Annotated in this window: 14 protein-coding genes; 11 read left to right on the top strand and 3 right to left on the bottom strand. The window is 56.6% G+C overall.

Annotated features, from left to right (window positions below):
• The first annotated feature begins 44 nt into the window (after positions 1-44).
• The 11 genes from G8E03_RS16400 to G8E03_RS16350 all read left to right on the top strand — a co-directional run bounded on the left by G8E03_RS16400 (position 45) and on the right by G8E03_RS16350 (position 9,414).
• Positions 45-1,133 carry a lytic transglycosylase domain-containing protein gene (locus G8E03_RS16400; protein WP_166195361.1) on the top strand — a complete coding sequence of 363 codons (1,089 nt, stop codon included), beginning with the start codon at positions 45-47 and terminating at the stop codon, positions 1,131-1,133.
• Positions 1,133-1,942, top strand: a complete 810-nt coding sequence (locus G8E03_RS16395) for a type IV secretion system protein (protein ID WP_166195149.1) — start codon at positions 1,133-1,135, stop codon at positions 1,940-1,942. The genes G8E03_RS16400 and G8E03_RS16395 overlap by 1 nt, the downstream gene beginning before the upstream one ends.
• 17 nt (positions 1,943-1,959) lie before the next feature.
• A complete protein-coding gene (locus G8E03_RS16390) occupies positions 1,960-2,613 on the top strand; it encodes a VirB8 family type IV secretion system protein (protein ID WP_166195146.1) in 654 nt (217 codons plus the stop codon).
• A gap of 1 nt (position 2,614) precedes the next feature.
• Positions 2,615-3,310: a TrbG/VirB9 family P-type conjugative transfer protein gene (locus tag G8E03_RS16385; RefSeq protein ID WP_009807513.1), complete on the top strand. Its 696-nt coding sequence runs from the start codon at positions 2,615-2,617 to the stop codon at positions 3,308-3,310.
• Entirely contained in the window at positions 3,307-4,686 is a 1,380-nt protein-coding gene (locus G8E03_RS16380) for a TraB/TrbI/VirB10 family type IV secretion system protein (RefSeq protein WP_166195143.1), read from the top strand. The genes G8E03_RS16385 and G8E03_RS16380 overlap by 4 nt, the downstream gene beginning before the upstream one ends.
• 4 nt (positions 4,687-4,690) lie before the next feature.
• Positions 4,691-5,677, top strand: a complete 987-nt coding sequence (locus tag G8E03_RS16375) for an ATPase, T2SS/T4P/T4SS family (protein WP_166195140.1) — start codon at positions 4,691-4,693, stop codon at positions 5,675-5,677.
• Entirely contained in the window at positions 5,674-5,862 is a 189-nt protein-coding gene (locus tag G8E03_RS16370) for a hypothetical protein (protein WP_009820227.1), read from the top strand. Before G8E03_RS16375 ends, G8E03_RS16370 begins: the two co-directional genes overlap by 4 nt.
• Positions 5,859-6,263, top strand: coding sequence for a hypothetical protein (locus tag G8E03_RS16365; protein WP_166195137.1), 405 nt, complete (start codon positions 5,859-5,861; stop codon positions 6,261-6,263). The genes G8E03_RS16370 and G8E03_RS16365 overlap by 4 nt, the downstream gene beginning before the upstream one ends.
• Before the next feature lie 6 nt (positions 6,264-6,269).
• Positions 6,270-7,349 (top strand): TrbL/VirB6 family protein, encoded by a 1,080-nt coding sequence (locus G8E03_RS16360; protein ID WP_166195134.1) that lies wholly within the window; start codon positions 6,270-6,272, stop codon positions 7,347-7,349.
• 269 nt (positions 7,350-7,618) lie between these two features.
• Positions 7,619-8,143 carry a hypothetical protein gene (locus G8E03_RS16355; protein WP_166195132.1) on the top strand — a complete coding sequence of 175 codons (525 nt, stop codon included), beginning with the start codon at positions 7,619-7,621 and terminating at the stop codon, positions 8,141-8,143.
• The gene (locus G8E03_RS16350; RefSeq protein ID WP_166195129.1) at positions 8,140-9,414 is read left to right on the top strand and encodes a DNA phosphorothioation-associated DGQHR protein 1; all 1,275 of its coding nucleotides are present in this window, start codon (positions 8,140-8,142) and stop codon (positions 9,412-9,414) included. Before G8E03_RS16355 ends, G8E03_RS16350 begins: the two co-directional genes overlap by 4 nt.
• A gap of 35 nt (positions 9,415-9,449) precedes the next feature.
• On the opposite strand, the gene G8E03_RS16345 is transcribed toward G8E03_RS16350, so the two are convergent.
• Genes G8E03_RS16345 through G8E03_RS16335 form a run of 3 tightly spaced genes read right to left on the bottom strand, consistent with a single transcriptional unit; the run spans position 9,450 to position 12,110 of the window.
• Positions 9,450-9,881, bottom strand: coding sequence for a DNA phosphorothioation-associated protein 4 (locus tag G8E03_RS16345; protein ID WP_166195126.1), 432 nt, complete (start codon positions 9,879-9,881; stop codon positions 9,450-9,452).
• Positions 9,871-11,922, bottom strand: coding sequence for an AAA family ATPase (locus tag G8E03_RS16340; RefSeq protein WP_166195123.1), 2,052 nt, complete (start codon positions 11,920-11,922; stop codon positions 9,871-9,873). Before G8E03_RS16340 ends, G8E03_RS16345 begins: the two co-directional genes overlap by 11 nt.
• Complete coding sequence (locus tag G8E03_RS16335; RefSeq protein ID WP_166195120.1) at positions 11,919-12,110, bottom strand: hypothetical protein; 192 nt, start codon at positions 12,108-12,110, stop codon at positions 11,919-11,921. The genes G8E03_RS16340 and G8E03_RS16335 overlap by 4 nt, the downstream gene beginning before the upstream one ends.
• Between the last annotated feature and the right edge of the window lie 6 nt (positions 12,111-12,116).

Raw genomic sequence — 12,116 nt, 5'->3', positions numbered from 1 at the left:
TCCTGGCGCTTTGCCTGCTGCCCGGTCTCGCCCTGTCCCAAGGTGTGCCGACCAATGACAGCGGGCTGACCGCGCGCGATATCGTCGAGACCAGCGACCGCGAGGCTGACTTGGCCATTCAGGCCGACAAGCTCGCCGTACGCGAACTCATTGCCGAGATCGAACGCAAGCAACTCGCAACCCTGCAGCGCATCCTCGATGCCCAGACCAGCTTCGGCGGTCAGGGCCTGCCCGCGATGGTCTCTGGGCTGGAAAGCGGCAGCGGCGATCCGGCGCGGTCCGTCGAGGCTGTCTATGGCACGGGTGAGATCGACCCCAATCCCGGCGGTGCACAGATGTTCGGCGACGCCGCCGAGAACATCGAGCAACTCATCATCCGCGTCGCTCAAGAAACCAGCGGGTTTGCGGGCGTGGGCCGCGCGGGCCTCTCCCCGGTCCAATGGCGCGCACTCCTACAGGCGCTGATCTGGCAGGAAAGCCGTTTCACCATCGGTGCACGCTCTCCCGTCGGCGCCTATGGTCTCACCCAGATCATGCCGGGCACCGCCAGCGATCTGGGCATCAACCCGGAGTATTACGACAGCCCCTACCTGCAGGTGCATGGCGGCGCACGCTATCTCGCGACACAACTCAACACCTTCGATGGCAACATCATCAACGCCCTCGCGGCCTATAACGCCGGACCCGGTCGCGTGTTCGAATATGGGGGCGTGCCGCCTTTCGCCGAGACCCAGCACTACGTCACGGTCATTCCCGAACGCTACAATCTCTATCTGAGCCGCATCGGCGGGATAGACGCGCTCGGCACGATCGACCCCGCGCTTCTGGCCAATGCCAACCTCTCGATGACCGGGCATGGCGCGGCTTTCTATGGCAACAACTCGCCCGCCGCGATCAGGCAAGCTGCCCTGCGTATCCAAGACATCGTCACGCGGATTTCCGCGACGGAAGACGTACAGGAAAGCGTCGCGCTCAATACCTATGCCCGCGCCGAACTCGTGCGTCTCGTGGCCGCCCGCATCCGGCTTCAGGCCGCCCGCACCCGCGTGCTCTCTGCCGAGGAGCTGGCCCAGGCCAGCGCCCGCATGGCCGAAGGCGCGTTCATGGATTTTACGATCAGGGAGATTGATTGATGAGACGGAAGTTTCTGAGAGCGGCCTTGGCCACGACACTTGGCGTTGGCTTGCAGTTCAGCGCCCTACCCCCTGCCGCAGCACAAGGCGTGCCCGTCGTCGATACCCAGAACATCGCGCAAAACATCCAGCAGCTCCGGCAGATGATCGAAGACGAGATCCTGCAGAACGAGCAGCTGACGCAGCTCCGCGAACAGCTTGCCACACTCACGGATCAACTTGGCGAATTGCAACGCACCTACGAGGCCCTCACCCGCCTTGCCGAGCTTCCGGAAATCATCCGCACCGAGATGGAAGATGAGCTGAACGGCCTGCTCGACCAGGAGTTCGGCGACATCCTCGCCACGATTGAGGCGATCAAGACGGGGGATTTCTCCGGCCTGTCCGGTTCTGGCGCAGGCGAGATCGAAACCCAGATGGACCGGGTTCTGGCCGATCTCGGCTTCGATGAAGACACGCTCTCGGAAATGGCCACCAGCGGCAATCCCGGGGCCAACCGTGTGGCCACGCAGGCAACAACCGGCGCGCTCGTCTCAGCCGCCGCCCAGAACAGCTATGAGGATGCCGGCCAATCGCTCGAGCGGGTAGACCGCCTTGTCGGGCTCATCGACGACATGGACGAACTCAAGGAAAGTATCGACCTCAACACGCGCGTGACCGCGGAGCTCGCCATTGCGCTGGTCGCCATGTGGCAACTCGAAGCCATCCAGACCGTGGGCGATGGCACCGGCGGCGTGATCGATGCCGCCACCATCGCCGAGGAGCAGCGCTTCATGGATTTCACCTTGCCAGACCTCCGGGCAGACTGATCGCGGGGGCATGACGGGTGGCGAGTGAACAAGAAATCATCGAAGAAGAGCTGGTCTATGGTGCCCTGCGCCGTGAACGGCTCTGGCAGCGCCTTGGGCTCATCGGGCTCGTCTTCGGCATTCTCGGATGCCTGAGTGCGGCGGCTGTCGCAATTCTCGATGTCGATCCGCCGCCTGTGGTCGTGCCCTATGATCCCGCCACCGGCTTTGCCCTGCCCGAGGCTTCAGTGGGCGCGACTTCGGTCACAGCCAACCAGGCGATCATCGAGGCGGAAGTGTTCCGCTATGTGACCGACCGCGAGGTCTACAACCAGCTCGACAACGACCTGCGCATCCGCAGCGTCCTGCGCCGCTCGGACGGAGCTGCCGAGAGCGGGCTGCGCCAGATCTGGAACAGCGCCAACGAGAATTACCCGCCGACGGTCTATGGCCCCAATGCTCGGCTCGACGTGGAAATCCTCAGCATCAACCGGATCGGAACCAACCGCGCGACGGTCCGCCTGCGCAAGCGCCTGACGTCCATTAACGGCACCCAGACCGGCCTCTTCACTGCGACGCTTCTTTTCGAGTTCCGCCCGGAGACCCGCCGCTCCATCGATGAGGTCTGGACCAATCCATTCGGCTTCACCGTCCTCGAATATTCCATCCGCTCCGACAGATTGGAGAACTAGTTTGATCAGTAAGTTCTTTGTTGCTGGCCTAGTTGCCCTGCTGCCGGTCCTCGCCCATGCCGAAGCGATCCCGCGCGGCGGGCCCAACGACAATCGGGTGCGGCTGGCCACCTACCAGGAGGGTCAGGTCTACCGCCTCAGCGTGTCGCTCACCCATGTGACCACGGTCGAGTTCGGCGAGGGCGAAAGCATCCGCTCAATCATCGCGGGCGACACGGAGGGCTTTGAGATCGACGGCGTGCCGGGCGGCCAGGCCTTCGCGATCAAGCCCGTTGCGCGCGGTGTCCATACCAATGTGACCGTCTATACCAACCGCCGCAGCTACTACTTCAATGTCCAGGAGACCCGCAGCCCGACTTTCTACGTCGTGCAGTTCCGCTACCCCGAAGACAATGCGCGGCCCACGCATGCCATCGCGGCCCAAGCGCCAAACTACAATTACAGTGCTAGCGCCCGCACCGAATTCACCCCGACCCGCGTCTGGGATGACGGGACCTTCACGTATTTTGAATTTCCGCGGAACGCGCCGGTGCCCGCGATCTTCCGTTACGCCAATAGCCGTGAGCGCACGGTCAACACGCAAGCCACCGAGGACGGCGTGATCCGAGTCTCGGGGGTGAACAGGCAGTGGGTCCTGCGGATCGGGGAAGAGGTAGTCTGTATCGAGGCCACACCGCCTGCGGGGGTGGGATCATGAGCGATACCGGAAACGCGGACCTCGAAAAACGACTCGCCGCCCTCGAGCAGGGCAAAGGCGCAGGTTCGCCCCCTGCCCCACGGCGCTCACCGCTGCTCGCATTAGTCGTCGTCCTCGTGATCGGTGCCGGCGGTGCATTGCTCTATCTCCTCTCCCAGCCCGAGGAAGAGGAAGCTCTGCCTACGGCCACGCCGGACGTGTTCCAGAACGAAGGCGACGGGTTTGGCGCGATCGAAACCCTCCCCCCACCCGAGCCCGAAGTCGTTCTGGTCGCACCGGAACCGGTGGAACCGAACGCCGAGCTTTTGGCGCAACTCGCCGCCCTTCAGGCCCAGATCGAGGAATTGCGCAACGCCCCCGAACCGGTGGTCGAGGAAGACACGGCTGCCGCCGAAGCGATCGATGCGCTGACCACGCAGATCGCGGCGCTGCAAGCCGCCTCGGAAGCCGCACAGCAGCAATTCCGAGACGAACTCACTGCCCGCGATCGGGAGTTGGAGCAAATCCGCATGGACCTCGAACTTGCGCAGCTCGAGGCTAACCGCCCGCTTCCGGCACCCGTCGGTCCTACCGAGGACGAATTGCGCGCGCGGGAGGAAGAACGGCTCCGCCGCGAGGAAGAGGCACGGCGGCTGGCAGAACTTGAACGCCGCGCGGCGGAGGAACGCGCCTTCCAGGAGCGGCGCATCGCCTCGCCCACCATCGCCTTTGGTGGTGCCTCGGGTGCGAATGAGACGGCTCTGACCGAACGGACCTTTGGGGAAGTGACGGATTTTGTGCTGAACGGCGCGTTGCCCACTTCGGTGACGCAGGCAGAAGTCATCGCCAATCCCTCCAACACCATCATCCAGGGCACGATGATCCAGGCCGTCATGGAAACTGCCCTCGACAGCTCCCTGCCCGGCCAGACCCGTGCCGTGGTCTCCGAGGATGTCTACAGCGTCGATGGCACGCGCCTCCTGATCCCGCGCGGATCGCGTCTCATCGGGCGTTACCGCGCGGGCGTCGATATCGCGCAGCGCCGCGTCACGATCGCCTGGGACCGGATCATCCTGCCCGCGGGCCAGACCGTCCAGATCAGTTCTTTCGGGGGCGATGAACTTGGCCGCTCCGGCGTCACGGGTTTCGTGGACACGCGTTTTGCCGAGCGTTTCGGGTCGGCCGCCCTGATCTCGCTGATTTCCGCGGCACCAAGTGCCGCCGCCTCCGAGGTCCAGGATGAGACTGCCGCCGACGTTCTCGAAGACGTTGGCGATGATCTGGCAGATGCCACGGACAGCGTCATAGGCGATTACCTCTCCATCGGCCCCGTCATCTATGTCGACCAGGGCGCGCGCGTCACCGTCATGGTCGACCGCGATCTGGAGATATTCTGAGCCCATGTCGCTGAGCTATCTCGAAACCTCGCTCGACCGGATCGACGCCGCCGCTCGCGACGATGTCATCGAGATCTGCATCAACCCAGACGGGACCTGCTGGGGCGAATTCCAGGGCGATCATTTCATGCGCGCGCTGGATCAAAGGCTGACGGGCGTTCAGGTCAGGGACCTCGGCAACCAGATCGCCTCCTCGGCCAATACCACGATGAGCAAGGACCGCCCCATCGTCTCGGTCTCGATCACCTACAAGGGGCGCCCGATCCGCGCACAGGTCATCACCCCGCCCGCAGTGCTCTCGGCCATGTCAATCAGCCTGCGGTTCTTCTCAAGCCTGCCGCTTGAAGGCATCGCGCTCGATTTTCTCTATGGCAAAGAGCGCAAGCTCGAAGACCTGCGCGTCGAAAAGAAGCGCGCCTTGCGCGCAGTGGTGACCGCGGGTTTGATCGATGATGCGCTGGCCTTCTGCGTCGAGAACAAACTCAACATGATCGTCTCGGGTGGCACCTCCACCGGCAAGACCGTCGCCGCGCGCAAGATCCTCTCTCACGTACCGGCCGAGGAACGCATCGTCACCATCGAAGAAGCCGCCGAGCTTCTGCCGACCCAGCCCAATGCCGTGACACTCATCGCCAATCGCGACGCAGAATTCCAGACCGCCGATGTGCTTCTCACCGCCACGCTGCGCATGCGCCCCGACCGGATCATCCTGGGCGAGGTGCGTGGCAAGGAGGCCATGACCTTTCTGGAAGCCATCAACACCGGCCATGGCGGGTCCATGACCACGCTGCATGCCGAAACCCCGCAACTGGCCGTGCAGCGCCTCGCGATCGCAGCACTCAAGACCGAGATCCCGATGACCTATGCCGACATGATCCAGTACATCGAGAACTCCATCGACGTGATCATCCAGGCCGGTCGGCATGACGGCAAACGCGGCATCACCGAATTCTACCTCCCCGGCGCAACTGAGATTGGAACTTCCCCATGAAAACCTTTGAATATGACATCCTGTTCTTTCCGGTGAAGAAGCAAAAGGACTACGACGAGGTGCGACGTGCTTTGAATGAGCGCGGCGCGGAAGGGTGGGAGGTTATCACCGCCGAAGCCGGCGACTACGGCTACACCACTTTCTTGAAGCGTGAGACTGGTACAATGAAGGCGGCATCGGAATGACACGGGCTATTGCAGTCGCTGGCCTGCTCTTGATCTTTGGCACAACTGCTGGCGTAGCAGAGTGGAACCTGATCCCAACGCTCGACAACCACCCAAATGTTTGCCCAGACCAACCACCCGAGCCGGAATGGATGCAGAACATCAATGTGCGCGAATCCTACAAGCGCCTTTTGATCCAACAGATATATCGGGCTCAAAGCATGGAGCGCGTCGTAGACTCGCAAAACTGCGACTGTCTCACACGGTATCCAACTTGGGAGGACGCCGTACGCTTCTACACCGAGCGCTATGCTTCATCTGAATATTGGGACGTTGTCGAAGCGACGTCCGAATACCGACGACAGGCAAATGAACTGCGCCGCGCCGCCATGCCAATCTGCGAAGCAGTTGGCAACTGGTAGCAATCCATGAGTGTCGTCACCTACTTCGTGGAAACGTCCGAAGGGTATCTAGATACCGCTGCCGAAACTCAGTTTGGTGCGGTCGCAGCAACGGTCGGCACGTTGCTGGTTCTGGGCACAACACTAGTTGTCATTCTGGTCTTCATCAACATGATCTACCAGTATCGCGCCATGGATGGGCGAACTGCCTTTTGGCTGGCCGTAAAGGTGGGGCTGATAGGGGTCTTCGCAGCCAATTGGCTCCAATTCAATGCGCTCGCCTCAGCGATACTGAATGGGATCGACAGCATTGCCGGGGCCCTTGTGGCTTCTGTCGGCGGCGGATCACCAGGTCCGTCCGGTACCTTTGCGGAGGAATTCGACGATCTGATCGCAGCGCTCGGGGACTATCTGAATGCTGCGGGATCTGAGCTGAACTGGATGGCGGGTGCCTTGCTTGACACAGTTGGGGTTCTGCTGCTCTCGATTCTTGGCGGGTTGGCGGCGTTCATTGTTGTGGCGTCCCGGCTCATGATCGCTCTGCTAATTGGCATTGCGCCAGTGATGATCTTCTTGACCCTGTTCGAGGTGACCAAGGATTATTTCGCGCGCTGGTTATCCGCGCTCATTTCATTCGCGATGTATCCGATCGTCGTCGCCGGAGTGTTCGCGACGATCACAGGGGTCTCTCGGGCGCTTCTTGCCGAGCTTGGCGACCCGGAGGGAGCCTCGAACATAGGGGCCCTTATCCCATTTTTCATGATGGTGCTGATGGCAAAGGGTTTCATCATAGCAACGCCTTTCTTGGTTCGGGCGATTTCCGGAAACATCATGATGCCAGCACTCTCAGCCGGGTTCGGGGGAAGCTATGCCTTCGCCAGAGGGCTTGCAGGTAGCCAACAAGTTTACAATCGCTATGCCATCGGTGGCGCAACTGGGGCTGAATACGCAGCCCTTCGAGCGCGACAATTCTTCGGCGTGCAAGCCTTGCCGAGCCGGCCAAATACTGCTGGAGGGCCAACTGCGGCTCGTCCGGGTGACGCAACCGGAACAGGCGCCCGAATGCTGGCACAGCTTTCAAGACTCGGCAGGCTTGGCAGACGGTGAACAGCCTAAATACGACTTTTTGCACCGATCAGCGACGGCAGATACTGCCAATGACCCATTTCGTTAGGATTCTTGTCTTTGCTGCTCGATGGACTTGCTCTTGTCTGGGACAAAAACGCCCGTAATGTGGGTTTAATGTTCGTAGAAGTGCAAAGCTTTGGTCTCTTGCTACGAAAGTCGATGCAGAGGTCTCAATGGGCATGAAATTATTCCAGATATTTCGGACGAAGGAACGGCAGGACGACACACCTTCTGAATGGAGGATACTAATGACGGCTCTTTCCAAACGCCTTATTAGCCCTCTTGGCCAACCTTCTTACGTGTTCTTCTTCTTGGCCTCTATGATGATCGGTGCGACGGGTGTTTGGGTGGCGGTGGCGGAGGCATGGCTTACGCTGGCAGCTCCGGGCCAAACTGGAATATCGCAAGTATCCCCGTCGAGCATTTGGCAAGATCCAAGCGTTGCCAAGTCAATTCTCACGTTCTTTGCAGGCTTAGGATCATTGTCATGTATGCAAATTATTGTCGTTGAGGATACACAAAAGAACCTCCGTTCTTTTGCGATTGTGCTCCTACTGGTCATAATTTTTCTAGCAATTATGGCTGCTCTCAAAGATCACGTATCACAAGGGGATGGCTTTATCTATTTGATTTCAGGCACAATTATTGCCGTTCTTACTTGGTGGATCGCGAACTGGGATGACGGCAAATACTCTCAAGTACCTGCAGTCGAGGCGCTTGGCGGCGAGTTAGACGATGCAGTCGCAGGTGACAACGGTGGATTCAAGCTATGAGCGCGGACCAAGTTTCATCTGAGTTTGCTCGGTTTCCAGCAATTCGCATTGAACAGCCATTGGGTGAGTTCTATGCTGTCGCAATTCCAGCGAAAACCCTACTTAAAGTCTGCTATACGGATCGCCTTCGAGCAGTGATGGACGGTGATAGCTATCGATTGGATGGGTCGCAGAGAGACATCGATCAAAAACGTCTCAAAGAAATTGGTCGGTACATCGGCACTTCCGAAGTAGCGTTCCCGAACTCAATAATCCTCGCCGCAAATTACGTTATGGCGGATGGCCTGTCTTTGAGTGACACCACCAAAAAGTGGAGAGTTGAAGAGGACACCGAAGGGAGTGGATGCTGTCAGTTGATCATCCCTACTTCGGAACCGCTAGCGCCAATTATTGATGGGCAGCATCGCCTATTCGGGTTTACGGAAGCCGCTGAGCGACGCCTTGGAATGTCCATCCTGTGCTCGGTATTTCTGGACCTCCCACGGCCATATCAGGCATATCTTTTTGCTACCATCAACTCTACCCAGAAACCAGTAGACCGCAGTCAAACTTATGAACTCTTTGGATACAACATTGATGAAGAACCACCGGAGTTTTGGTCTCCTGAGAAGCTCGCGGTTTTTTTATCTAGAAAACTCAACACAGATCCATCCAGCCCGTTGTATCGTCGTATTTTGGTAGCGGCGGAAAATGACTTTGCTATAACGCGAGCAGAGGCAAAAGCCGATAACCGATGGATGATATCTACTGCGACTATAGTTGATGGGATTACGCGTCTGATTTCGACCTCACCCAAAAGAGACGCTGATGAACTGAGAACAGGGCGAGAAAATAATAGATCGAAATTGGGTGTATCTACGCACGCAGACAGGTCACCGCTTCGTTCAATCTACCTAGAGACTCGCGACAAGGTTCTACTGGGAGCCGTGTCGAATTTTTTCAACGCTGTTTTTAAAGCCTACGGAACTGAACTGGGGATCAGTTCCTATCTCACAAAGACAGTAGGAATGCAGGCGCTATTTGATACTCTCAGAGCCTTATCGCCTTTGGCGTTGAAAGATATGGATTTTTCGGAAGAGTGGTTTCTAGAGCGACTTGCGCCTATTGCAACTGTTGATTTTACGCATGAGGCATTCCAGCAAGCTTCAGGACAAGGTCGCACTCAGATCCGAAGGGTACTCTTTTTCATTCTTAAATTGGAACAAAATCTTACAGACGATCAAGCTAAGGAAATTGAAAGGATAGTCGACCAAGCCAGACGAAACGTGTGAAGCAATGGCATCTAGCTTGGTCCGACGTTTAAACCCTAAAAATTTGCGAGTTCGGTAATATCATCAAGAATGGTCTGGTCACTCTCTTCCCTATGAATTAGGGATAGCAGCCCTTCCCGCCAGTCTTGTTTGCCGTCCGAGATTTCACGCTTCATGATCTCAAGACCTCCGTTCGCATACTCTTCAAAGCACAAGACACGCTCGGCTTCGTTCGAAGGAGCAAGCATCTTCGGATCGCTGTTTTCTTCGATCGCAATCATGCTCATGATCGTGCGATCAAAGTCGCCTCTGAATACTTCAAGATCGATCGGTTCAGAGCTCTTCTGGAAGGATTTCCGATTACCGCGGCGGAAACCTAGAGCAGCCGCGAAGACAAGCGCATCCTTGAAAGTTGGGAAAATACCTTCGTCCCGTAACTCGCTCAGCATTTCTTCGAATTCGGCGGGTCGTCTTACTCTAGTGGCCAAGATAGCCCTCCTCAATCTTCGTGAACTCAGGCCCATCGGTACGCTTGACGTAGTCACTATCTTCCTCACGGCCCTTCGACTTTGGGGCGTGATAGACCAAGCTGTACTCTTTACCGATAAATGGGCGACACTTATCGTCGACTTCTTTGCTCCATTGGGAGTTAGATGCAAAGATAATGACTTGGTCGGCGAGATCGGGAATGTGCTGTGCGATCTTCTCCCGGTATTCACGATCCAAAGCGCCAAATGGTGAATCCATAATCAGTGGATAAACGCCGCCCTTGAAGAAGGTCGTTTTTGCTTTATTGCGTTCCTTTGCGAGGTTTACCAAGCTCGCAATAAAGCTCAAGCTGATGACCTGGTTCTCACCCGTCGACTTCTCAGAAACGGGCTGCTTCCCCACCCCCGGGACGTCTTTGAATATTCTCAAGGTGTAGTCTTGATCAATTTCCGCATAAAAGTCTTTACGTAGGATACTCTGGAAGGTGTCATTGACCTTGGACGAGAGATGGTGTCGCGTCTCCTCGGCCAGAGCCTCATGAAGACTGTCCACGAGATTCTTGCAGGCTTCTGCAAACTCAAGCTTCTGTCTTGCCAAGTCTTCTTTTTGAGATTTGGATTGGACTTTTTCGATCTCTTTTTTGATCTTGGCCAGATCGTCGTTCAGCAGTTCGATCGCATCTTTCGCCTTGATGATTTTCAAGCGCTCTTCCGCTTGCAGTTGTGTCAACTCGTTCCGCCGCTCTTCAAGGCGTTTGACATCTTCAATATCTGAAGACCCCAAGCTGCTGCTGATCTCGTCGAGCTCTTCAGAAATCGCCTTTAGGCGTTTGTTGTAGTCGCTCTCTTTTGCTGACCAAGTCGAGAGCTGTGCATATAGCCGATTTCTCTCACGTGGCATTGCTCTTAGGTTGCTCACAACATCTGTAAACGCGGCCTCCAGATCCTCACCAGTTGCCTGATCTCGATAACCTTCGAGAGCAGCTCTAGCCTGCGAGCCCTCCTGTAGTTCTGTGCCGCAAATGCACTTCGCATCGTGCAGCAAGTCGTCGATGAAGGTCCGCCTAATCTTGTACGGCAGCTCGCCCTTCTTCCGACAATCCTCCAGAACGTTGGAGACAGATGTAACGGTATCGTTCAGAAAAGCCAGTGCACCAGTTTGTGATACCAGCTCCATTCTCTCTTGGCTTAGACTCTCAAGCTCGCCTTCGATTGTGCCTCTTTCGTTCTCCAAACTTCGTCTCTGTTCTGCCTTTGCCTTGACATCAGCAATCTGCTCGTATGACGCGTTGATGGCATCTAGTTCCGTCTGGAAGCCCTTACTTGATTTCGTCGCAGTGTCCCGTTCCTGTTTGAGTTGATCTGTCTCAGTATTGATCTTTGCCTCTTTCTCAAGAAGCTCGCGGTAATCAGCTGAAGCCGTTTCGCTTGCTTCTTTGCGCAGGTCCTTGATTACCAAACGACCTAGATGATCACTCGCGCGGTCAATAATCTCCAACCCCATTAAGGTCTTAATGGCATCTCGGATTTCACCAGAAGCAGATACATTCGCAAGTTTTTCGATCCGCTCCCCATTGAAGAAGAAGTACGAGTGCATCTGCTCCGGTATCAATTGATTGATACGATTGGCTGGGTTTTTAGCCGTTTCGTACTTGCCACGTTCATCTATCCAAGACAGGATTGGAACTGATTTTCCGATTGGTTCGGCGTCTAGCGCTTCGCCAGTCCGCTTGAATTCCTGTTTTCGGTGAACAGTGTACGTGGCCTCTTCATGCTCGAATTTAAGCTCAATACTTAGCTCCGTAACCGCTCCAGGAGCGATTTCAGACAAAGCAAGTTCGTTAAGGATTGTTTGCTCGCCGGTATCAAAGTCCGTCTTCCCGTAGAGAACCCACTTGAATGCGTTCAGTAGCGAGGTTTTTCCAGATCCGTTTTCGCCATGAATAACGGTGATTCTTGATGTATCGTCGGAAAGGAACCTGAGCTCACACTCGCCATAGAATTGACGAAAGTTCTTGAGTTTTAGACGAAGTATCCTCACCGCTTTACCTCACGCTCAATGAGTTGCTTGATCCGCGCAGCAATCTCTTTTTCAACGCTACCAGCTGCCCCAATGTTTCGATAGCTCTGATACTCATGCTCAATGGATAGTATCTCGTTCACGACTTTTCTCGCTTTTGGGGAGGCGGCTTCGAGAATTTGCTTTGGGGACTTAGTGCGCTCGCTCATTCTAAA

This window comes from Pontivivens nitratireducens (genome assembly GCF_011290545.1).
Classification (GTDB): domain Bacteria; phylum Pseudomonadota; class Alphaproteobacteria; order Rhodobacterales; family Rhodobacteraceae; genus Pontivivens; species Pontivivens nitratireducens.
The sequence above is the reverse complement of the archived record's forward strand: the minus strand, read 5'-3'. Positions and strand labels throughout refer to the sequence as shown.

Coding starts and splice junctions, on each gene's coding strand:
- G8E03_RS16395 (WP_166195149.1), top strand. CDS start 1,133: ATGAGACGGAAGTTTCTGAGAGCGGCCTTGGCCACGACACTTGGCGTT.
- G8E03_RS16380 (WP_166195143.1), top strand. CDS start 3,307: ATGAGCGATACCGGAAACGCGGACCTCGAAAAACGACTCGCCGCCCTC.
- G8E03_RS16375 (WP_166195140.1), top strand. CDS start 4,691: ATGTCGCTGAGCTATCTCGAAACCTCGCTCGACCGGATCGACGCCGCC.
- G8E03_RS16370 (WP_009820227.1), top strand. CDS start 5,674: ATGAAAACCTTTGAATATGACATCCTGTTCTTTCCGGTGAAGAAGCAA.
- G8E03_RS16365 (WP_166195137.1), top strand. CDS start 5,859: ATGACACGGGCTATTGCAGTCGCTGGCCTGCTCTTGATCTTTGGCACA.
- G8E03_RS16360 (WP_166195134.1), top strand. CDS start 6,270: ATGAGTGTCGTCACCTACTTCGTGGAAACGTCCGAAGGGTATCTAGAT.
- G8E03_RS16355 (WP_166195132.1), top strand. CDS start 7,619: ATGACGGCTCTTTCCAAACGCCTTATTAGCCCTCTTGGCCAACCTTCT.
- G8E03_RS16350 (WP_166195129.1), top strand. CDS start 8,140: ATGAGCGCGGACCAAGTTTCATCTGAGTTTGCTCGGTTTCCAGCAATT.
- G8E03_RS16335 (WP_166195120.1), bottom strand. CDS start 12,110: ATGAGCGAGCGCACTAAGTCCCCAAAGCAAATTCTCGAAGCCGCCTCC.